The sequence below is a fragment of the Rhodanobacter lycopersici genome, assembly GCF_040812335.1.
Taxonomy (GTDB): Bacteria; Pseudomonadota; Gammaproteobacteria; order Xanthomonadales; family Rhodanobacteraceae; genus Rhodanobacter_A; species Rhodanobacter_A lycopersici.
The window spans coordinates 375,692-396,440 of the sequence record NZ_JBFOHK010000004.1 but is presented as its reverse complement, the minus strand read 5'-3'; the positions used below and the strand labels follow the sequence as shown (position 1 = coordinate 396,440).

23 protein-coding genes are annotated in these 20,749 nt (G+C 68.5%); 12 read left to right on the top strand and 11 right to left on the bottom strand.

The window, feature by feature from the left end:
• Positions 1-39 precede the first annotated feature (39 nt).
• Positions 40-516: a glutathione peroxidase gene (locus tag ABQJ54_RS15760; protein ID WP_367855265.1), complete on the top strand. Its 477-nt coding sequence runs from the start codon at positions 40-42 to the stop codon at positions 514-516.
• Here ABQJ54_RS15760 and ABQJ54_RS15755 read toward each other — a convergent pair.
• The 3 genes from ABQJ54_RS15755 to ABQJ54_RS15745 all read right to left on the bottom strand — a co-directional run bounded on the left by ABQJ54_RS15755 (position 506) and on the right by ABQJ54_RS15745 (position 4,875).
• Positions 506-1,873, bottom strand: a complete 1,368-nt coding sequence (locus ABQJ54_RS15755; protein WP_367855264.1) for a hypothetical protein — start codon at positions 1,871-1,873, stop codon at positions 506-508. The two genes, ABQJ54_RS15760 and ABQJ54_RS15755, sit on opposite strands and share 11 nt — an antisense overlap.
• An 87-nt stretch (positions 1,874-1,960) precedes the next feature.
• Positions 1,961-3,493, bottom strand: coding sequence for a D-alanyl-D-alanine carboxypeptidase/D-alanyl-D-alanine endopeptidase (gene dacB, locus ABQJ54_RS15750; RefSeq protein WP_367855263.1), 1,533 nt, complete (start codon positions 3,491-3,493; stop codon positions 1,961-1,963).
• 29 nt (positions 3,494-3,522) lie between these two features.
• On the bottom strand, positions 3,523-4,875 hold the full coding sequence (locus ABQJ54_RS15745) for an MATE family efflux transporter (RefSeq protein WP_367855262.1): 1,353 nt from the start codon (positions 4,873-4,875) through the stop codon (positions 3,523-3,525).
• A 135-nt stretch (positions 4,876-5,010) separates the two neighbouring features.
• Between ABQJ54_RS15745 and ABQJ54_RS15740 the strand changes: the two genes are divergently transcribed.
• Together ABQJ54_RS15740 and ABQJ54_RS15735 are read left to right on the top strand one after the other, a co-directional pair.
• Positions 5,011-5,493 carry an FKBP-type peptidyl-prolyl cis-trans isomerase gene (locus ABQJ54_RS15740; RefSeq protein WP_367855261.1) on the top strand — a complete coding sequence of 161 codons (483 nt, stop codon included), beginning with the start codon at positions 5,011-5,013 and terminating at the stop codon, positions 5,491-5,493.
• A gap of 21 nt (positions 5,494-5,514) precedes the next feature.
• Positions 5,515-6,687 carry an FAD-dependent oxidoreductase gene (locus ABQJ54_RS15735; protein ID WP_367855260.1) on the top strand — a complete coding sequence of 391 codons (1,173 nt, stop codon included), beginning with the start codon at positions 5,515-5,517 and terminating at the stop codon, positions 6,685-6,687.
• Here the strand turns inward: ABQJ54_RS15735 and ABQJ54_RS15730 are convergent.
• The 3 genes from ABQJ54_RS15730 to ABQJ54_RS15720 form a co-directional block, all read right to left on the bottom strand.
• Positions 6,684-7,181: a GNAT family N-acetyltransferase gene (locus ABQJ54_RS15730; RefSeq protein WP_367855259.1), complete on the bottom strand. Its 498-nt coding sequence runs from the start codon at positions 7,179-7,181 to the stop codon at positions 6,684-6,686. The two genes, ABQJ54_RS15735 and ABQJ54_RS15730, sit on opposite strands and share 4 nt — an antisense overlap.
• A gap of 40 nt (positions 7,182-7,221) precedes the next feature.
• Positions 7,222-8,310 (bottom strand): phospholipase A, encoded by a 1,089-nt coding sequence (locus ABQJ54_RS15725; protein WP_367855258.1) that lies wholly within the window; start codon positions 8,308-8,310, stop codon positions 7,222-7,224.
• A 129-nt stretch (positions 8,311-8,439) separates the two neighbouring features.
• On the bottom strand, positions 8,440-8,799 hold the full coding sequence (locus ABQJ54_RS15720; RefSeq protein WP_367855257.1) for a hypothetical protein: 360 nt from the start codon (positions 8,797-8,799) through the stop codon (positions 8,440-8,442).
• Between the two features lie 157 nt (positions 8,800-8,956).
• Between ABQJ54_RS15720 and ABQJ54_RS15715 the strand changes: the two genes are divergently transcribed.
• Complete coding sequence (locus ABQJ54_RS15715) at positions 8,957-10,213, top strand: winged helix-turn-helix domain-containing protein (RefSeq protein ID WP_367855256.1); 1,257 nt, start codon at positions 8,957-8,959, stop codon at positions 10,211-10,213.
• Between the two features lies 1 nt (position 10,214).
• Here ABQJ54_RS15715 and ABQJ54_RS15710 read toward each other — a convergent pair whose 3' ends face one another.
• Entirely contained in the window at positions 10,215-10,571 is a 357-nt protein-coding gene (locus ABQJ54_RS15710; RefSeq protein WP_367855255.1) for a hypothetical protein, read from the bottom strand.
• Between the two features lie 255 nt (positions 10,572-10,826).
• Between ABQJ54_RS15710 and ABQJ54_RS15705 the strand changes: the two genes are divergently transcribed.
• The 6 genes from ABQJ54_RS15705 (at position 10,827) to ABQJ54_RS15680 (ending at position 15,119) form a co-directional block, all read left to right on the top strand.
• Positions 10,827-11,036: a cold-shock protein gene (locus ABQJ54_RS15705; protein WP_367845585.1), complete on the top strand. Its 210-nt coding sequence runs from the start codon at positions 10,827-10,829 to the stop codon at positions 11,034-11,036.
• A 485-nt stretch (positions 11,037-11,521) separates the two neighbouring features.
• Positions 11,522-11,731 carry a cold-shock protein gene (locus ABQJ54_RS15700; RefSeq protein WP_077482570.1) on the top strand — a complete coding sequence of 70 codons (210 nt, stop codon included), beginning with the start codon at positions 11,522-11,524 and terminating at the stop codon, positions 11,729-11,731.
• A 169-nt stretch (positions 11,732-11,900) separates the two neighbouring features.
• On the top strand, positions 11,901-12,800 hold the full coding sequence (locus ABQJ54_RS15695; protein ID WP_367855254.1) for an alpha/beta hydrolase family protein: 900 nt from the start codon (positions 11,901-11,903) through the stop codon (positions 12,798-12,800).
• Between the two features lie 55 nt (positions 12,801-12,855).
• Complete coding sequence (locus ABQJ54_RS15690) at positions 12,856-13,914, top strand: NADH:flavin oxidoreductase/NADH oxidase (protein WP_367855253.1); 1,059 nt, start codon at positions 12,856-12,858, stop codon at positions 13,912-13,914.
• 13 nt (positions 13,915-13,927) lie between these two features.
• Positions 13,928-14,806, top strand: a complete 879-nt coding sequence (locus tag ABQJ54_RS15685) for a pirin family protein (protein ID WP_367855252.1) — start codon at positions 13,928-13,930, stop codon at positions 14,804-14,806.
• A 10-nt stretch (positions 14,807-14,816) separates the two neighbouring features.
• The gene (locus ABQJ54_RS15680) at positions 14,817-15,119 is read left to right on the top strand and encodes an Mpo1-like protein (protein WP_367855251.1); all 303 of its coding nucleotides are present in this window, start codon (positions 14,817-14,819) and stop codon (positions 15,117-15,119) included.
• 83 nt (positions 15,120-15,202) lie between these two features.
• Here ABQJ54_RS15680 and ABQJ54_RS15675 read toward each other — a convergent pair whose 3' ends face one another.
• A complete protein-coding gene (locus ABQJ54_RS15675; RefSeq protein WP_367855250.1) occupies positions 15,203-15,592 on the bottom strand; it encodes a cytochrome c in 390 nt (129 codons plus the stop codon).
• A gap of 129 nt (positions 15,593-15,721) precedes the next feature.
• On the opposite strand from ABQJ54_RS15675, the gene ABQJ54_RS15670 reads away from it, so the two are divergent.
• Entirely contained in the window at positions 15,722-16,513 is a 792-nt protein-coding gene (locus ABQJ54_RS15670; protein ID WP_367855249.1) for a tRNA threonylcarbamoyladenosine dehydratase, read from the top strand.
• Between the two features lie 11 nt (positions 16,514-16,524).
• On the opposite strand, the gene ABQJ54_RS15665 is transcribed toward ABQJ54_RS15670, so the two are convergent.
• The 3 genes from ABQJ54_RS15665 to gluQRS form a co-directional block, all read right to left on the bottom strand.
• Positions 16,525-17,871, bottom strand: a complete 1,347-nt coding sequence (locus ABQJ54_RS15665; RefSeq protein WP_367855248.1) for a diguanylate cyclase domain-containing protein — start codon at positions 17,869-17,871, stop codon at positions 16,525-16,527.
• A 99-nt stretch (positions 17,872-17,970) separates the two neighbouring features.
• Positions 17,971-18,711 (bottom strand): beta-ketoacyl-ACP reductase, encoded by a 741-nt coding sequence (locus ABQJ54_RS15660; protein ID WP_367855247.1) that lies wholly within the window; start codon positions 18,709-18,711, stop codon positions 17,971-17,973.
• Between the two features lie 83 nt (positions 18,712-18,794).
• Positions 18,795-19,661, bottom strand: coding sequence for a tRNA glutamyl-Q(34) synthetase GluQRS (gene gluQRS, locus ABQJ54_RS15655; protein WP_367855246.1), 867 nt, complete (start codon positions 19,659-19,661; stop codon positions 18,795-18,797).
• Positions 19,662-19,785: 124 nt separating this feature from the next.
• Between gluQRS and htpX the strand changes: the two genes are divergently transcribed.
• Entirely contained in the window at positions 19,786-20,682 is an 897-nt protein-coding gene (htpX, locus tag ABQJ54_RS15650) for a protease HtpX (RefSeq protein ID WP_367855245.1), read from the top strand.
• The last annotated feature ends 67 nt before the right edge of the window (positions 20,683-20,749 follow it).

Sequence of the window (20,749 nt, the reverse complement as noted above, 5' to 3'; positions counted from 1 at the left end):
CGTAGACTTCCATACGTCCATCCACGGAATCCCACGGCCATGAGCAGCGTCTACGACTTCAGCGCGCGCGATATCGACGGCAACGAACGCTCGTTGTCCGAATGGCGGGGCAAGACCCTGCTGATCGTCAACGTAGCCTCCAAATGCGGCTTCACCCCGCAATATGCCGGCCTGGAAAAGCTGTGGCGGGACGGGCGCGATCGCGGTCTGGTGGTGCTGGGTTTTCCCTGCGACCAGTTCGGCCACCAGGAGCCGGGCGACGAGTCAGCGATTCGCGAGTTCTGTGACGCGAACTACGGGGTGACCTTCCCGCTGTTCACCAAGATCGAGGTGAACGGCGAGCACGCGCATCCGCTGTACCAGTGGCTGAAGCGCGAGGGCAAGGGCATCCTGGGCAGCGAGGCGATCAAGTGGAACTTCACCAAGTTCCTGGTCGACACCCAAGGCCAGGTGGTAAAGCGCTATGCGCCCGCCGACACGCCGGAGAAGATCGCGCGCGGGCTGTTCACGGCTTGAATGCATCGGCTGGTGCCGGTGCCGCGTCGGCCACCACGATGGCCTGCTCGTGCAGACTGCGGCCTTCGCTGTCGAAGGCACGCAGGCGATAGCGTCCGGGAAACAGGTGCAGCGACTCGCGTTCGCCGGACTTGCCGAACAGGTAGCGGTCGGCGGCGCTAGCCCCGTCGGGTTCGTTCTCGTAATGGGCCTCGGCCACGCACGGGAACTTGCGCTGGCACAGCGAGGCATCGATGGGATAGGGGCGGCGCCGGCCTTCCAGGTCGAGCCATGCGGGCCGTGCCGGCTTCTGCTTGGTCGCCTGTACCGGTATGCCGCTCAGGCCGAAGCTGAGCCAGGTGGTGTGCTCCGCATCCTTTTCTCCGGGTTTGGCGGACAGCGGTATGCCGGGGGGCAGGATCACGCTGATGTCGTACTGTTTCGGTGCCGCACTCCATACCTTGCGGCCAGTGTTGGCGACCAGGACGATGGGACGCCGTGGCTGGAACGCGGCGACGAGCTGGTGGTAAGGATCGAATGCATTGTCCGAGCCCACGTCGCAAAAGACGGTTTGATCCACGCTCAATGGTTCGAAGCCGCTCAGCTGTTGGAGTTGCATCGCCATCGGCGACACATTGCCGAGGCGTCCCTTGGCCTTGTCGACATGCGCGTAGCCGGTGTGCACGAAGAGCCTGGCGGCGGGATCCTGCCGGAATACACGTTGGTACAGATTGCGGGCCTGCTCCTTCTCGCGCGAGGTCGGGTCGCTGGAAGCGCCGTCGTAGGGGACCAGCACGAAGCCGAGCCGGATCGCGGTGCGCACGATCTCGCCGTACAGCGGCTCGTGCAGGTATTCCGAGCCGCTGCCGACATCGGGGTAGCCGCGCTGCGCCAGTTCCGGATCATGGTCGCCCAGCGCTTCGGCCGCAAAATGAGTGAAGCCCAGCGCGCGCAGGCGCGGCAGCAGCGCCAGGGTCAGTTCGCGGGTGTGGGCGTCGTGGTGCGCTTCGTTGATCATCACGATGCGCCGCCCGGCGGCAAGCCCTGCAATGGTGTCCGCCGCGTCGACGGCGCGCCAGGCGTCGGGTTGCGGCAGGATCAGCCCGGCGGGAAGCCGCGGCTTCAGCGGGAAATCCAGGATGGCTTGGTTGTACAGGCCCAGCTCGCTCTCGACACCGGCAAGCAGTTGCACGGCTATCGGGCGATCGTCCGGCGCAAGGCGCGGCAGGGTGCGCAACAGGTAGTCATAGCGCGCCAGATCGCCAGTCAGCGGCTGCAGCGTGCGGAAAAGTTCGTCCAGCGTCGGTGGAGGCTTGTCGGCGACCGCCGTGGTCGAGGCAAGAACAAGCGCCAGGCACAACAGGACTCGAGCCAGCATGGGATCCCCCGCCTGCGACGGTACTTGGCGTGAACACTACCCAAATGGCGGGTAACTGTATTTGCGCAACGCACCAGTAGCGCGCCTTCAGCCGCGCCAGCCGGCCAGCAGCTGCACGATGGCGTCGATGTCATGGTTGGCGGGCGGTGCGTCGGGGCCACGCTCGTAGTTGTTGAGCAGGATCGCGAAAGCCAGCTGCCGGCCGGTGGCCGTGGTGACGTAGCCGGCCAGGCAGTGCACGCGGGTCATGCTGCCGGTCTTGGCCTGCACCTTGTCGTTGGCAGGGCCGTCGCGCAGGCGCCATTCCAGCGTGCCATCCACGCCGGCCACCGGCAGCATGCTGCGCAGGGTGGCCGACCAGGGCTGCACGGCGAGGTATTGCAGCAGCTTCACCATCGCCTCGGGCGTCACCAGGTCGCCGCGCGACAGCCCGGTGCCTTCCTCCAGCAGCACCGAAGACGGCGCGATGTCGATGCGTTCGAGCAGATCGTGCAGCGCGTGCAGTCCCCAGGCTTCACTGCTGAGGAAGCCGGCGGGTGCATCGGGCCGGTCCGCTGCCGCCGCCTGCGCGCTGATGCCGTCGATCTGCAGCAGGTTCTGCAGGTACAGGTTCTGCGAACGCTTGAGGCCCTGGGTGAGGATGTCGGTGACCGGTGGCGACAGCACCTCGGCCAACGCCTGCGCGTTGCGGCGCAGGGCATCGTCGCGTTCCGGCCAGTGCAGTACGCGTAGGCGCCCTTCCAGCCGTATGCCCTGGCGCGCCAGTGCCGCGCGCAGTTCCTCGCCGGCCTGTCGTGCCGGATCGGGAATCGCCAGCCGGTAGGTAAGTGGCGGCGTGCCGGCGGCGATGTTGCCGAAGGCGTGCAGCAGGGGATCGCCAGGTGCACGGTACAGGTTGATGTCGTCGTGCCCATGCGGCGCTGCGGTGGTCAGCGTGTTCGCCAATGGAGGTGTCGCCGCATCGGGCGCGAAGCTCAGTCGGGCCGCTTCGCCGGCAGTGGCGGCGGGCGTCACGGTCAACGCCACGATGTTCTCGTGCACGCTGAGCGCCGAGGCGGGCGCCGCGAACCAGCCCAGCAGGTCGCTGGCTTCCCAGCCGTTGCCGAGCCGCGGGCCGGCGAAATAGCTGTCGTCGGCGACCAGGTCGCCACGGATCCCGCGGATGCCGCGGGCGGCCAGTTGCCCGGCGAGATCGTCCGCCCATGCGGGATTCGCGCCGGGCGTGCCCAGGGTGGGGTCGCCCATGCCGTACAGCAGCAGGGGGCCGTCCAGCCGTCCGTGCCGGACCGGCGCCGGCGAGAGCAGGCGCGTGGGGATGCGGTAATCCGCGGCCAGCGTGGACAGGGTCAGCGCCGCAGTGAACAGCTTGGCGGTGGAGGCAGGCTGGAACAGCCGCTCCACATGTTGCGCGTACAGCATGCGGCCGCTGTCCAGCGACACCACCGCGATGCCCCAATCGGCAGCGGCATAGCGTGGCTGGCGGGTGATCGCATCGATCTGCGCGGTCAGCGTGGATCGATCATGTGGCGCATTGGATGCCGGCGCGGTGGCGGCAGCCGACAGATTGGCGATCGGCAGCAGGCACAGCAGCGGGACGACCCAGGTTGCGATTCGTTTCATCCGCCGAGTATCCCGCAGGCGCGCAGCGGTCAGCCAGGCGCCGGCGCGGCGATCCATGCCTGGCGGCGCTGCAACTGCAATGCGATCAGGCCCAGGCTCAAGCCGCGCATGGCCATGAAGGCGATGAAGGCGAACCACAGGCCGTCGTTGCCCCAGCCGCGGCAGGCCCAGGCCAGTGCGGCGAACAGCAGGGCCGAGAGCAGCATGCCGTCGCGCATCTCGCGGGCGCGGGTGGCGCCCACGAACAGGCCGTCGAGCAGGTAGCTCCACACCCCCACCAGCGGCAGCGCAGCCAGCCAGGGCAGCGCGTGGTAGGCGGTGGCGCGCACCGCAGGCAGGCTGGTCTGCAGGTCCACGAACAGGTGGCCGCCCAGCGCGAACAGCGCGGCAAAGCCGAGGCTGCCCAGCAGCGACCAGCCGCCGGCCACCACCAGTGCACGACGCAGGCCGGGCAGGTCGCGGGCGCCGATCGCGTGGCCACACAGGGCCTCGACCGCGTTGGCCAGTCCGTCGAGGCCGAACGCGGCGATCAGCAGCCCGTTCAGCAGCAAGGCATTGGCGGCCACCACGGCATCGCCGAGCCGGGCGCCGAGCAGGGAGACGGAAAAGAACACCGCTTCCAGCGCCACCGTGCGCAGGAAGATGTCGCGGTTCACCGCCAGCAGCGGACGCCAATGCGGCCAACCGCGCATCGCGGCCCAGTCCACCCGGCCAGCGACGGCGCGCAGTGCCTGCCACGCACGCGCCAGGCCGAACAGCGTGCCGCACCACTCGCCGGCCACCGAGGCCAGCGCGATGCCGGGTACGCCCAGCCCGAAACCGAGCACGAACAGCAGGTTCAGCGCGATGTTCACCAGGTTGGTGACCAGCAGCAGCGCCAGCGTGGTGCGCGTATCGTGCTTGCCGATGAACCAGCCGGCCAGCGCGTAGTTCAGAAGCGCGGCCGGCAGGCCGGCGAGGCGCAGATGCAGGTAATCCAGCCCCAGCGTGCCGAGCGCAGCGGAGGGATGCATCCGGCCGATCAGCCAGGGCAGCAATGGCCACATCACGGCGCCGACCAGCAATCCGGCCATTGCCGCCAGCAACAGCGCCTGCGCCAGGATCGTGCGCAGCGCCGAGCCGTCGCCGGCACCGTGCGCCTGCGCGGCGAAGCCGGTGGTGCCCATGCGCAGGAAGCCCAGGCTCCACACTGGCAGCGCATATATCGCGCTACCCACCGCCACCGCGCCCAGGTCGCTGGTGAGCGGCAGGTGGCCGGCCACCGTGCTGTCCACCAATGCCACCAGCGGCACGCTGAGATTGGACAGGATCATCGGCGTCGCCAGCGCCCATACGCGGTGATGCGTGGGGCGATGGCGCCAGTCGGCCAGGATCGGCGGCATGGGTGGAAACCTTCGGGGGACGCGGCATTCTGGCACGGGCATCGCGGGGTTTCCGGGAGCGGGAAAAGGCGATCTGTTAGGCTGATCGTTCGTGCCGGTGTGAAGCCGGTTCATCCACCGTCACCGGAAACCTTCATGCAGATCGCCCCGAACACTGTCGCCACCTTCCACTACACGCTCACCGACGACGACGGCCAGGTAGTCGACAGTTCCGCCGATCGCGAGCCGTTGGCCTACCTGCATGGCCAGGGCCAGATCGTGCCGGGCCTGGAAAAGCAGATGGAAGGCCGGCAGGCCGGCGACAAGTTCGATGCCCACGTGACGCCGGAAGAAGGCTATGGCGTGCGCCATCCCGAACTGGTGCAGGAAGTGCCGCGCGAGGCCTTCCAGGGCGTGGCCGATATCCAGCCCGGCATGCAGTTCCAGGGTCATGGCCCGCAGGGCGTGATCAACGTCACCGTGACCAGGGTCGAGGACGACAAGGTGCACATCGACGGCAACCACCCGTTGGCCGGCAAGGCCCTGCACTTCGCGATCGAGGTGACCGGGGTGCGCGAAGCCACCGAGGAAGAGCTGGCGCACGGCCATGTGCACGGCGAGGGTGGTCATCACCACTGACGCACGGCCATGCAGGGACGCATGAAGATCGCCATCGTGGGCTACGGCGCCGCCGGTCAGGCGGCGTCGCTGTTTCTGGCCGGGCAAGGTCACCGGCTGAGCGTGTTCGAGCAGGCATCCGCGCCAGGGCCCGTGGGTGCGGGCTTCCTGCTGCAGCCGACCGGACTGGCGGTGCTGGCGCAACTCGGTCTGGACGAACAGGCACTGGCGCTGGGCCAGCGCATCGAGTCGCTGCACGGCTGCAATCAGTACGGCCGGCAGGTGATGGCGATGCGCTACGTCGACCACGCGCCAGGCTGCTTCGGCCTGGGCATGAGCCGGGGCAGCCTGTTCGCGCTGCTGCGCGATGCGTATTCCGGCGCTGGCGAGATCCATGTCGGCACGCGCATGGTCGGCGTGGATGCCGAGGGCGGAGTCCTGCATGACGACCGCGGTGGCCGGCATGGTCCGTTTGACCTGATCGTGGCGGCTGACGGCGCCGGCTCGCGCCTGCGCGCCAGCCTGCCCGGGCTGGCGCGGCGCGACACGGTCTATCCCTGGGGAGCGGTGTGGTGCCTGCTGCCCGCCGAGGGCTGGGCGCATGCCGACAGCCTGCAGCAGCGCTACGCCGGCGCGCGCGAGATGATCGGCCTGCTGCCGGTAGGCTGCCGTGCCGACCGCGACGGCCGTTGGCTGACCTTCTACTTCAGCCTGTCCGGTACGCAGGTGGATACCTTCGACGCCGCCGCGCTCACGCGCCTGCGCGAGCGGGTGGCGGCGCTGTGGCCAGAGGCATTGCCGCTGCTGGCCGGCGTCGAGGCGCCGGAGCAGCTGCAGCGTGCGCGCTATCGCGACGTGGTGATGCCGGCGCCGTATCGCGGACGGGTGGTGTTCCTCGGCGACGCGGCCCATGCGATGAGTCCGCAATTGGGCCAGGGCGTGAACATGGCGCTGCTGGATGCGCAATCGCTCGCCGCGGCACTTTCCGTGTGGGGCGAGCTGGCGCAGGCGCTGCGGACCCATGCGCGCACGCGTCGCCGTCATCTGCAGGTCTACCAGTCCATGAGCCGCTGGCTCACGCCGTTGTTCCAGTCGCAACATGATCGCCTGGCCCAACTGCGCGATCTGGCCTTTGGCCCGCTGGGGCGTCTGCCGCTGGCGCGCGGCCAGATGCTGCGCATCCTGACCGGCACCAAGCGCAGCTGGTGGCGCTAGATGAACTTGCGGTAGATGACGAAGCCCGACTTCTCGGCTACCTGGTCGTAGAGCCGCATCGCGGTGGTGTTGGTTTCGTGGGTCTGCCAGTACACGCGCGGCGCACGGGCCGCCCTGGCGTGCTCGCAGACCTGCTCGATCAGCGCGCGACCCACGCCGCGCCCGCGTGCGGCGGCCACGGTGAACAGGTCCTGCAGGTAGCAACTCTGCTCGATCTGGATCGTGCTGCGGTGGAACAGATAATGCGCCAGGCCCAGCAACTCGCCGTCGTGCTCGGCGACCAGCGCGTGCACCGGTTCGGCCGGATCGTGGAAGCGCGCCCAGGTGATGCGGGTGATGGCTTCTGGCAAGGCAGCGGGGCCGCTGCGGCCATAGAACGCGTTGTAGCCGTCCCACAGCGGTTTCCAGGCGGCATAGTCGATCGCCGTCACGGGGCGGATCGAGATCGTGTCGTTCACCGGGTGCTCGCTGCTGCGGGTGGGGGAACGCAGCATGCGCGCCCCGCGAGCCTTGCACCAGTGATGCGCGATGGATTCAGTACCAGTCGAGCAGCGACACGCCCACTCCCAGGTAGGTGGCGTTGTGGTTGTAGTCGATCAGGCTTTCGCCGTAACCCTTGAACAGCTCCATGTAGCCGCGCAGGTTGCCGGCGATGGGGAAGCTCCAGGTGAAGCGCGCGGCACCGTGGCTCTGGTCTCCGCCGCGCAGCGAGTGGCGCAACATCAGGCCGAATTCCTGGCCGCGCCATTCGTGGATGATCTGCATGTCGGCACGGCCCATGTAGTTGCTGATGTCCGGGTTGTCGTCGTCGCTGCGTGCCTCGGGAATGCGCCACCACGGGCGGATCATGATGGTCCAGCCGGGGCGCTCGAAACCGAAGTCGGCGATCACCCGGTTCCAGCTGCGCGACAGCGGATCGCCGCGGCCATTGGACTGATGGTCGACGCCAATGCCGAACATGCGGCCATCCCAGCCCAGTACCTGGTAGTGCGTGTCGAACGCCAGGATGGCCTCGGGCTCGTAGTCGGTCTCGCGGAACGGGCGCGACGCCTGCGCGTTGTATACCTGCCAGCGCGAGCTCTGGGTGTAGCCCAGCCAGAGGTCGCCGGCGTCGCCGAACACGCCCTGCCAGACCTTGGTCTTCAGGCTGAGCTGGAACTTGCCCTCGACGTTTTGCAACTGCTGCGGGGTGAGCACTGTGTTGTTGGGGTTCGGGCTGTGCGGCTCGTTGTTCTGGTTGCTGGTGGCGAACAGCGGCAGCGCGTACACCGGCTTGTAGCCGCGCAGGTTGAAGGTGCCGAGCTTGCTTTCCGGCGACAGCTCCCAGCGGCTGTCCAGCAGCGACAGCGGCGGCGACACGGGTGATGCGGGTGCGGCCGTGGCGGTAGTGCCGGCCTGCTGGTCGTGCGCGAACATGTCGCCGTTCGTCGTGGCAGGCTGCTCGTTGCGCTTGCGCGCGGCGGGCAACTGGTCGCGCCCGGTGGCGCGGTCGTAGCAGGCCAGCCGTTGCGCGTCGCTCTCGATCGCGGTGCAGGCGCGGATGTCCATCGGGTTGGGGTTCTGCGCATGGCAGACGCCGGCGACGAGGCAACCGACCAGCAGCATGACGCGGCGGTGTTTCATGGGGACTCCGTCGATGCGGCCCGGCAGGGATGCCCGGAGTCTAGGCCAATGCGCGCATCCGGTTTCCGACAGGCGGCAAAAAACCGGCCACATTGTGATGTGGCCGGTTCCGTGCACAGAGGCTTTGCCTTACTGGACCTGCTTGGTCCAAGCCTCGTACTGCGCCTTGCTGACGCGCGTACCGTGGTGGCTGGCATTGAGGAAGTCGTTCGCCAGCGGCGGATAGGCCTCGGCCTGTTCCTCGGTGATCCACTTCTTGCCGCCGGAGAGCTGGCTGAACGGCGGCGGCGGCGAGACCTGCGGTGCGGCAGGCGGCACGCTGCGCACGGTCACGTCGGGTGGCGGCGTCTGCGCGGGGGCAGGCTGCTGCTGCATGGTGTCCTGTGACGGTGGCGGCGTCTGGCCGGTGCTGTCTTGGGCGAAGGAAGCGCCAGCGAAGATCAGGGCGCCGGCGGCGAGAGCGGGCAACAACGCATTGCGTGCTTTCATGATCGTTACTCCATGCCAGAATGTCCGGGGAAGAGCGAGCCTTGCAGACGGCGGCGAAGCTGATCCGACGCTGGCGAGGCCTGTAACTGACGCTATCAGAGGCTGCATAAATGTCGCCGCAACATTCTTGTCGAGCCGGTGTGAAGACGACGTGCCGTTGAGCGCGGCTTCAGCGAGCACGGCCGCGTTGAGCCTGCCGCAGGCGCGTGCACTGCAACTGCATGCGCAGGGTCTGTTGCAGCCGCCGCGACGCAGGCCGCGGCGCACTGACGTGGTGGCGGCGATCGAGCGCATGCGGCTGTTGCAGATCGACAGCATCCACGTGGTGGCGCGCAGTCCCTACCTGGTGCTGCACTCGCGTCTGGGCGACTACCCGATGGCGTGGCTGGACGAGGCGCTTGCCGATGGCCGCATCGCCGAGTGCTGGGCGCACGAGGCCTGCTTCGTCGGTGCGCGCGATCTCGCCCCGCACCGTGCCTGGCGCGAGCGCGGCAGCCACTGGGCGCAGCGCCACGCCGAGCGCATGCATCGCGAGCATCGTCCGGCGATGGATGCGCTGCTTGCGCGCATTCGCGAGAGCGGCCCGGTGCTGGCGTCGGACTTCCCGCGCGAGGACCGTGGCGTTTCCGGCTGGTGGGAGTGGAAGCCGGAGAAGCGCTGGCTGGAGGCCTGGTTCGCGCTGGGCGAGTTGATGGTGCCGCGGCGCGAACGTTTCCAGCGCGTGTACGACCTCGCCGAGCGGGTGCTGGCCGGGCTCGATCCGCCGTTCGAGCCCAGCACGCTCGATTCGGCGCAATTGCGCCGGCACTTCATCCTCGACGGCGTGCGCGCGCTGGGCGTCGCGCAGGCGCGCTGGGTTGCCGACTACTTCCGCCTGAAGCCGGCGGTGACCGCATGCGAGCTGGCACCGCTGGTGGCTTCGGGTGAATTGCTGGAAACGGCGGTGCGTGGCTGGGACGTGCCGGGTTACGTGCATTGCGAGCATGCCGCGGCACTGCAGCGCGCACGTGACGGTCGCTTGCGCGCCACCCATACCACGCTGCTGTCGCCGTTCGATCCGCTGGTGTGGGATCGTGCCCGCGCGCTGGCGATGTTCGACTTTGACTATCGCATCGAGTGCTACGTGCCTGCGCCGAAGCGCCGCTACGGCTACTACGTGCTGCCGATCCTGCACCGCGGTGCGCTGGTGGGCAGGCTGGATGCCAAGGCACATCGCGCCGAGGGCATGTTCGAGGTCAAGGCACTGTTCCTGGAGCCTGGTGTGGAACCCGCGCCGCGCCTGGTGGACGAGCTGGCCGCGGCGGTCGAACGCGCCGCACGCTGGCATGGCACGCCACGTATTCGCCTCGGCCGGTGCCGTCCGGCGGCACTGGGGCCGGCCTTGCGCCGCGCCTGGAAAGCGGGCGCCGGGTGACTCAGTGCGCTGTTGGCGGAGCGGTGGCCGGCGCGTCGCAGGAATGTCCCTGCAAGTTCTGGTTCAACTGGCTGGACAGCAAACGGCAGCGCGCGTCCAGATAGGGGCGCGTTTGCGGGTCGCGGGCGGCGTCGAGCAGGCTGTCGCGCATGGCCTGGTAGTGCGCCTGCAGTTGGTCGGCCGGGAAGATCGCCGCAGCACGATGGCAGGCCTGGTAGCTGGACAGGTAGGCATCGCAGCTGGGCACGCCGGTGATCGCGGCCGGCGCCGGTGGCACGGCAGGTCTGGTCGGCCGGGTGGGGGCGCAGGCGGCCAGCAGCAGGCCGGCGCACAGCGGAAGCAGCAGACGGATGCTCAAGGCGGGGAGTCCTCGGGGCGCGGACGGGCCTGACATGATATTCGCTTGTGCTTCGCTTCCGAATATCCACGGCGGTTATCGGTTATCATGGCGAAGCTGAGTTTGCCGGGGTCACCACGCACCTGTGACCCGATGCAGCCGATCCGCGATCTGCCTCATCTGTTCACCCCGGGGTTGTTTTCCTTTGCACACCAGTAAGCCGGCTGCCGCATGTCGCGGCGGTCGAGTCTCTTTTACCCATGTGGAGTGATTCAAATGTCTGATCGTCAGATCGGTACCGTCAAGTGGTTCAACGACGCCAAGGGCTTCGGCTTCATCGCCCGTGACAATGGCCCGGACGTGTTCGTGCATTTCCGCGCGATTACCGGCAACGGCTTCAAGAGCCTGCAGGAAGGCCAGCAGGTCAGCTTCAAGGTGGTGCAGGGCCAGAAGGGCCTGCAGGCCGACGAAGTGACCCCGGCCTGAGCGCCGCTCGCGCGTCATCCGAAACCGGGCAGTGATGCCCGGTTTTTTTGTGCCCGCCATCCATGGCAGGCACCCTCCGGGCCATCGCTTGCGCGATGTCAAAAATCGCTCCAGGCGATTTTTTGTGCCCGCAGTTCATGGCGGGCACCCTTCGGGCCATCGCCGCGCAACCTCGGAAATCGTTCCTGGCGATATTTTTGCGCCCGTTATCCGAAAGGGCCTTCGGGCCATTGCCGGCGCGATGACATGCCGCTCCAGGCGGTTTTTTGTGTCCGCGGACACTATTCGAAAATGATGCTTGACATGTCGCTTGCATTCGTGAAATTCCGTTATGCTTGCCCCACTGCGTCTGCTTGGCCACGTGCGTGCCCGGTATGGAACCCTGTCGATTCCATGTCGCTACACCCGACCCCGGCATGCCCAGTAAGCCGTCGGCCCGCGGGGGCCGGCTTGTCTCAAGCGTCTGGAATGGATCGGAGTGAGTCATGTCGGATCGTGAAACAGGTACCGTCAAGTGGTTCAACGACGCCAAGGGGTTCGGCTTCATCAGCCGTGAGAACGGCCCCGACGTGTTCGTGCATTTTCGTGCCATCACCGGCACGGGCTTCAAGAGCCTGCAGGAGGGCCAGAAGGTGACGTTCAAGGTGGTGCAGGGCCAGAAGGGTCTGCAGGCCGAAGAAGTCGCTCCGGCTTGATCGTGGAATCGCAAGCGGAAAAGGCCGGCGCAAGCCGGCCTTTTTCTTGGCGCACGTCCATGTGCGCCATCCTTGCGGGAGCCTTGCAGGCATGCAGAAACGGCAGTTCTGCCGTGCTGTCGTGGCGCGGCATGTCTGGCACCACACTCACGCTCACAAGGCGCCCGCGATGAACGCGACCAGCGTCGTCCAGCCGATCGTGCAGCCGTTGACGATGACCGACGGTGCAAGCGTGGAGCTGCTGTACGTGGCACCGGCCGGAGCGCCGCGCGAGCTCGTGTACTGGCTGCCCGCGATGGGAGTGCCGGCGAAGCATTACCTGCCGTTGGCCATCGCACTGGCGGCGCGCGGGGTGGCGGTCGCGCTGCACGAATGGCGCGGCATCGGCTCCAGCAGCCTGCGCGCCGGCCGGCACGGCAACTGGGGTTACCGCGAGCTGCTGGAGGTCGATCTGCCCGCCGGGCTGGCCGCGATGCGGGCGCGCTGGCCGCAGGCTCGCCCCTGGCTGGGCGGCCACAGCCTGGGCGGACAGCTGGCCTGCCTCTATGCCAGCCTCCACCCGGCTGGAACGGCGGGTATCGTCCTGGTGGCCAGTGGCGCGCCGTACTGGCGGCGTTTTCGCCACGGTGCCCTGATCGGCTTTGCCTACGTACTGGCTCCGGTGCTGGCCGCACTGCTGGGGCACCTGCCCGGCCGCCGCATGGGTTTCGGTGGCAACGAGGCGCGCGGCGTCACCGCCGACTGGGCGCGCAGCGGCCGCCGCGGGCGCTACGCCGCGACGGGCATGGCGGCGGACTTCGAGCAGCGGCTGGCCGCACTGGAGCTGCCGCTGCTGGCATTGCGCCTGCGCGACGACTGGCTGGGGCCGGCCGCCTCGCTGGACTGGCTGCTGGGCAAGCTCCCGCACGCGCTGCGCCGCCACGAGCTGGTCACGCCGGACGACCTGGGCGGCCAGCCGGCCGATCACTTCGGCTGGATGAAGACACCGGACACGATCGCCACGCGCATCGCCGGCTGGATCGCCACGCACGACGCAGCGTTCACGGCGACGCGTCGCCCCGACCCTTGATGCGGCGTCGGGGCGCCGGCACTGTAGGGGTCTCCCTCCCCACGCCGGTCGTCCGATGAAATTGTTCGAGCCCCTCCTGCAACGCAGCCTCAGCCTGCGCAATCGCATCGTGGTGTCGCCGATGTGCCAGTACTCGGCCATCGACGGCATGCCCGACCATTGGCATCTGGTGCACCTGGGCAGCCGTGCGGTGGGTGGTGCAGGCGCGGTGATCGCCGAGGCCACCGCGGTGTCGGCGCAGGGGCGCATTTCGCCGGGCGATACCGGCATCTGGAACGATGCCCAGGCCGCCGCCTGGCGGCCGATCACCGCCTTCATCGCGGCGCAGGGCGCGATTCCCGGCGTGCAACTGGCGCATGCCGGCCGCAAGGCCAGCGCGCACCGGCCCTGGGATGGCGGCGGTGCGCTCACCATGGCACAGGGCGCGTGGACCACGGTGGCGCCCTCGGCGCTGCCGTTCGACACGGGCTGGCACACGCCCGAGGCGCTGGATGCGGCCGGCATCCGTCAGCTGGTCGGCGATTTTCGCGCGGCGGCGCAGCGCGCGCTGGCCGCCGGCTTCCGGCTGATCGAGCTGCACGCCGCGCATGGCTATCTGCTGCACCAGTTCCTGTCGCCGCTCAGCAACCAGCGCAGCGACGAATACGGCGGCAGCTTCGAGAACCGCACGCGCCTGCTGCGCGAGGTGATCGCCGCGGTGCGCGGGGTGTGGCCGGCGGAGCTGCCGCTGTGGCTGCGCATCTCGGCCACGGACTGGGCCGAGGGTGGCTGGGATGTCGAGCAGAGCGTGCGGCTGGCGCGCGAGCTCGAGCCGCTGGGCGTGGACCTGATCGACGTTTCCAGCGGCGGCCTGCTGCCGCACGTGAAGATCCCGCTGGCGCCGGGCTACCAGGTGCCGTTCGCCGCACGCGTGCGCCGCGAGGCCGGTATCGCCACCGGCGCGGTGGGCCTGATCACCGGAGCGCGGCAGGCTGCCGAAATCGTGGACAACGACGAGGCCGACGTGGTGCTGATCGCCCGCGAGAGCCTGCGCGACCCGTATTTCCCGCGCCGGGCGGCGCAGGAACTGGGTGCGCAGCTGCCCGCGCCGGCGCAATATCAGCGGGCATGGTGAGGGAGGGGCGCCGATGGACACACAACCGATCCTGATCGACGGCCGTCTGCACGATCTCGGCGACGGCTTCACGGTGCGCCGGCTGCTGCCGGTGTTCGAGGCCCGCCACGTGGGGCCGTTCGTGTTCTACGACCACATGGGGCCGGCGGATTTCGCGCCCGGTCGCGGCATGGACGTGCGACCGCATCCGCACATCGGCCTGGCCACGGTGACCTGGCTGTTCGACGGCACGATCCGCCATCGCGACAGCCTGGGCAGCCTCGCCGACATCCAGCCCGGCGCAGTGAACTGGATGACCGCCGGCCACGGCATCGTGCATTCCGAGCGCACGCCGCCGCAGGCGCGCGCCGCGGGCCAGCGCCTGCATGGCATCCAGGTGTGGGTGGCGCTGCCGCGCGACCACGCGGAGGTGGCGCCGGAGTTCCACCACCACGAGGCCGATGCCTTGCCGCGCATCCGCCAGTCGGGCATCGAGCTGGTGCTGATCACCGGCACCGGCTGGGGCGAGGCTTCGCCGGTGAAGGTGTACGCGCCGATGTTCTTTGCGGAGGCACGGCTCGATGCCGGTGCCGAACTGGCCCTGCCGGCGGAGCACGCCGAGCGCGGTGTGCACGTGATCGAGGGCGAGCTGGAGTGGGGCGGCCTGTCGCTGGATGCGGGCCGGATGGCGGTGCAGGCGGGCGCGTCGGCACCGCCGCCGCTCAAGGCATGCCGCGCCAGCCGCGTGATGCTGTTCGGCGGCGCGCCGCTGGATGGCGAGCGCCACCTGTGGTGGAACTTCGTGGCCAGCAGCCGCGAGCGCATCGAGCAGGCCAAGGCCGACTGGCGGGACGGGCGCTTTCCCGTGGTGCCCGGCGACGAGCAGGAATTCATTCCGCTGCCGCCCGGTTGAGGGGATGCCCATGCCCGGATTCGCCAGCTTCCGCGAGTTCTATCCGTACTACCTCGGCGAACACAGCCGGCGCCTGTGCCGGCGCTGGCATTTCATCGGCAGCTCGCTGGTGCTGCTGATCCTGCTGCTGGCGATCGCCGGCAGCCATTGGACCTGGCTATGGCTGCTGCCGGTGGCTGGCTACGGGTGCGCCTGGATCGGCCACTTCGTCTACGAGAAGAACCGCCCGGCCACGTTCCGCCATCCGCTGTACAGCCTGATGGGGGACTGGGTGATGTATGCGCAGATGCTGTGCGGCAAGGTCAGTTTCTAGCGGCGCTTTGGCCAGTCCCTTCGCGGCTGAAGCCGCTCCTACGCTCCGCGCCCGTAGGAGCGGCTTCAGCCGCGACATGTGCCTCAGCGGTACTGCCGGTGGCAGCTCTGGCAGGTCTCGCCCACCGGCTTGAGCGCCGCGGCCAGTGCCGCGCAGGTGGCCGGGGCGGACACGGCGGCCTGCTGCAGGCGCGTCTGCAGCTGGTTCGCGTCGTCTGCGAAGCCTTTGTCGGCGATGCCGAAGGTGGGCAGGATGTCGGTGGCGGTGGATTGCAGGCGCAGCAGGTGCTGCTGGATCTTCGCCGCGTCGCATTGCTGCGTCTTCAGCTCCTGCTTCAGTTCGCCCATGTGGTAGCCCATGGTGTGCATCACCGCCTTGGGCATGGGGTTGCGTGCGGCCAGTGCATTCATCACCTGGGAGGTGCCGATCACGCCGATGACCAGGCCAAGCAGGATCAGGAGGGCAGCACGCATCGCATGGATTCCTTGTGGAGGTCGATCCCGCGAGGATAACCCGGTTCGCCGGGGCGGGGCGATAGAATCACCGCTTTGCATGGCGCGCAGGCTCCGTGCCGCATTGCGCCACACTCTCAAGGCTTACCGATGAGCGAATCCTCCTACCCGCATGAACGCTTCGCCGGTGTCGAGCGCCTGTACGGGGCCGGCAGCGTGGCGAAACTGGCGCAGCGCCACGTTTGCGTGGTGGGCGTGGGCGGCGTGGGCTCGTGGGCGGCCGAGGCGCTGGTGCGCAGCGGCGTGGGGCGGCTCACCCTGATCGATGCCGACGAGGTTTGCGTGTCCAACACCAACCGCCAGATGCACGCGCTGGACGGCGAATACGGCAAGCCCAAGGTGGGCGTGATGGCTGCGCGGCTGCATGCGATCAACCCGGCGCTGCGGCTGGAGGCGATCGAACGCTTCCTCACCACATCCACGCTGGACGAACTGCTCGGCCGCGGCTACGACGCAGTGCTGGATGCCTGCGATGCATTCCGGGTAAAGCTGGAGATGATCGCCTGGTGCCGCCGGCGCAAGCTGCCCATCGTCACCGTGGGTTCGGCCGGCGGGCGCACCGATCCGACGCAGATCCGCGTGCGCGACCTTTCGCGCACCGAGCACGATGCGATGTTCAGCCTGATCCGCAAGAAGCTCCGCAGCGATTTCAATTTCCCGCGCAGCCCGCAGCGCTACTTCGGCGTGCCGGCGGTGTACTCGCTGCAGAACGTGCAGTACCCGCAGCCGGATGGTTCGGTCTGCGGCACCCGGCCGCCCGGGGGCGATGCGCTGAACCTTGCCTGCGGCGGGGGCCTGGGTGCGGCCACCCACGTCACTGGTGCGTTCGCCTTCGCGGCGGTGGGGAAGGTGATGGAGCGGTTGCTGCAGGCGGAGGATTAGGCCCGTTTCCGTCAGTGCCTGGCGGCGTCCCTGGCATCGATGTCTTCCGTGCCTCGGGTCTGGTTGCCGCCCGCCTTCTTGGCCCGGTACATGGCGCGGTCGGCCGCCTTGGCCAGATGCTCGCTGTCTTCGCCATCCGCGGGGAAGGTGGCCACGCCGATGCTCGCCGAGATGCGGATCTGCTGGTCCAGCAAATGGAAGGCCGGGCCGAATGCCTCGCGGATCCGCTCCGCGATGTCCCGGCCGCGGTCGGGCGAGGCAAGCGCATCGAGCAAGACGACGAACTCGTCGCCGCCGACGCGCCCCGCGATATCGTGCTCGCGCAGGCAGCCGCGGATGCGGGTGGCGACTTCGCACAGCAGCAGATCGCCGACGGGATGGCCGTGGCGATCGTTGACCTGCTTGAATCCGTCCAGGTCGATGTAGAGCAGCGCCGCATGCGTCTGCCGGCGGGCGACGCTCTCCAGCGTGGCGTCCAGGTGACGGCGGAACAGGTTGCGGTTGGGCAGGTCGGTCAGGGGATCGTGCAGGGCGAGATGATGCAGCCGTGCCTGGGCCTGCTTGCGCTCGATCGCGGTGCTCACCTGGGTGGCGACGAATTGCAGCAGCTCGTTGTCGGCACTGCTGTAGCCGATCTTGCCGCGGTGCTCGACGACCAGCGCGCCGATCAGGCCATCCTTCGAGTGCAGCGGCACGCCGAGCCAGTGCATGCCATTTTCCCCCGCCGTCGCGACCGAGTGCACGACCTGGCCACCACGGATCACCTCGCCGATGCGCGCGTCGACAGCGAGGTCTTCCAGTTCGCACGCAGTCCCGCGCCCGCGGGCCACGTACGGAAATTGCAGGCGATCCTCCCCGCGGTCATGCAGGGCGACGAGGAAGCCCGTGGCGGGCAGGATGCCGCCGACGATCCGGTGCACCTGCTCGAACAGTGCAGCCAGATCCTGTGCGCCGTGCGCTGCCTCGGAAACCGCGTGCAGCGCCAGCCGCATCGACTCGCCGCGCTTGAGCGCGGTGATGTCGCGGGCGACGGCGATCCGCACCCGGTCGGCCTCGGACCAGCGCGCCGACCACATGATGTGCACCACTTCCCCATCCTTGCGCACGTAGCGGTTCTGGAAGTTGGATTCGGGTTTGCCATCCATGATCGCCGCGGCGGTGCACAGCGTGATGTCACGATCCTCCGGATGCACGAGGTCGATCATCGGCTTGCCGATCACTTCGCCGGGGGTGTAGCCGAAGATGCGTTCGAAGGCGGCGCTGACGAACACGTAACGTCCTTCGGCGTCGACCACGCAGACGGCATCCAGCAGGAGATCCAGGATCTTTTCCAGCGGAGTGAATGCAGTCGTTTCCATCGGATCCCGATGAGTCGCGTGTTCTTGCCCGGTCTGCAGGCACGACCCGTGCCGTTGCACGGCGGGAAGCCGCCGTGCCATCGCCGCAGGCAGCGCGGCTTACCAGCCCATGTAGTGTCCGCCGTTGATGGCGAGGTTGGCACCGGTGATCCAGGCGGCCTCGTCGGTGGTGAAGAAAGCCACGGCGTGGGCGATTTCCTCCGGCTTGCCCAGCCGCCCGACCGGAATCTGCGCCACGATCTTCTCGCGCACTTCCTCGGGCACGGCCATCACCATATCGGTGCCCACGTAGCCGGGCGAGACGGTGTTGACGGTGATGCCGAAGCGGGCGTTTTCCTGCGCCAGCGAGATGGTGAAACCGTGCATGCCGGCCTTGGCGGCGGCGTAGTTGGCCTGGCCGTACTGGCCCTTCTGGCCGTTGATCGAGCTGATCTGCACGATCCGGCCCCACTTGCGCGCGCGCATGCCCTCGATCACCGGGCGGGTGACGTTGAAGCAGGCGTTGAGGTTGGTGTTCACCACTTCCGTCCACTGCTGGTAGCTCATCTTGTGGAAGGTGGTGTCGCGGGTGATGCCGGCGTTGTTGACGAGGATGTCCACCGGCCCGCACTCGGCCTCGACCGCCTGGACCATCGCCGCACAGGAGGCGGGATCGGAGACGTCGCCGGAGACCATGCACACCTCGATGCCTTCGGCGGCCATCGCCTTGCGCCAGGCTTCGGCCTTGTCCGGATTGCGGTAGTTGGTGGCGACCCGGTGCCCCTGTCCGGCCAGGTAGCGCACGATCGCGCTGCCGATACCGCCGGTACCACCCGTGACCAAAGCCGTGCGTTGCGTCATGTCCAGTCTCCTTGGGGCCGCTGCCGGGCACAACGTGCGACGGTCGACGACCGGCGTTTGCCCGTTGGGAGATTTATAACTGCTCAGCCGGCAAAGCAACCGCTGTGTTTTGGAATAAGCACCGGATCGAAGCGCGATAGCGCGGCAGCCAGCAGTGCGGGCGCATCGACGGCATCCTCCGGCACCGGCTGGCCGAGAAAGGCCAGGGCGCGGCGCAACGCCGGCAGGGGATCAGTCGGGTCGACCGGCCAGGCCTGTTCCGACTTGGAGAGCTTGCGCCCCGCGGCGTCCAGCGCCAGTGGCAGATGCAGGTAGCGCGGCGTGGGCAGGCCCAGCAGGCGTTGCAAGCAGATCTGGCGCGGCGTGGAGTCGAGCAGGTCGCAGCCGCGCACCACTTCGGTGATGCCCTGGTAGGCGTCGTCCACCACGCAGGCCAGCTGGTAGGAATACAGACCCTCGACGCGGCGTATCACGAAGTCGCCCACGCTCTCGCGCAGGTTCTGCCGCTGCGGGCCCTGCAGGGCGTCGTCGAAGGCGATCCCGGTGTCGGGCACGCGCAACCGCCATGCCGGCTCGCGCCGCGGGTCGGGGGGTGCCACGCAGCGGCCGTCGCGATGCAGCTGCGCACCGGCGGCCAGTTCGCTGCGGCTGCACCAGCACGGAAACACCGCGTCGGCCTCGCGCAACTGCGTGAACGCGGCGTCATAGGCGGCCAGGCGTTGCGACTGGTACAGCACCGGCTCGTCCGCCGCGAAGCCGAACGCCGGCAACGCGGCGAGGATGGCGGCGGCCGCGCCGGGCATTTCGCGTGGCGGGTCGATGTCCTCCATGCGCAGCAGCCACTGGCCGCCGGCCTGGCGGGCGCACAGCCAGCTGCCGAGTGCAGCGGCCAGCGAGCCGAAATGCAGGCGGCCGGTGGGAGAGGGGGCGAAGCGTCCGCGGTAATCCATCCGTGGCAGTCTGCCTGCCCGGGGAGCGCCTGGCGAGAGGGTGCGGATGCTTGAAACCGGGCGCCGCTGCCCCCACCACCATCGCGTTTGCCCACCCTTCCACGTGACTGCCAAAGAGACAGCCATGCGCCGCATCGCCCTGTTCCTCGGTACCAACATCGCCGTCCTGTTCCTGCTGAGCATCGTCTGCCATCTGTTCGGGGTGGACCAGATGGCTGCTGCCCAGGGCTTTGGCGGCAGCACGGGCCTCCTGATCTATGCCGCGGTGTTCGGCATGGGCGGCGCCTTCATCTCGCTGGCCATGTCCAAGTGGATGGCCAAGATGTCGACCGGCGCCCAGGTGATCGTGCAGCCGGCGAACGAAACCGAGCGCTGGCTGGTGGAAACCGTGCGCCATCATGCGCAGAGCGCCGGCATCGACATGCCCGAGGTGGCGATCTACGAGGCGCCGGAGATGAACGCTTTCGCCACCGGCATGACCAAGAACAGCTCGCTGGTGGCGGTGAGCAGCGGCCTGCTGGAACAGATGGACCGCGAGCAGGTCGCGGCCGTGCTCGGCCACGAGATCGGCCACGTCGCCAACGGCGACATGGTGACCATGACCCTGATCCAGGGCGTGCTGAACACGCTGGTGATCCTCGCCGCGCGCGTGGTGGGCCGGCTGGTGGACAGCTGGCTGTCCGGCGGCCGCGACGACAACCGCGGCGGCAGCGGCATCGGCTACTTCGTCACCGTAATGGTGCTGCAGCTGGTGTTCGGCCTGTTCGCCTCGATGATCGTGATGGCCTTCTCGCGCTGGCGCGAATTCCACGCCGATGCCGCCGGTGCGAAGCTGGCCGGTCGCGGCGCGATGATCTCGGCGCTGCAGCGGCTCAAGGGCGACCACGGCGAGAACACCTTGCCGAAGACGTTGGCCGCGTTCGGCATCTCCGACCGCATGGGCACCGGCTTCCAGCGCCTGTTCATGAGCCATCCGCCGCTGGACGAGCGCATCGCGGCGCTGCAGAACGCGGTGAACTGACATCGTTCGTCATTCCGGCGAAAGCCGGAATCCAGTGAAACACTCGTGCGCAGCACTCGAAACTTCG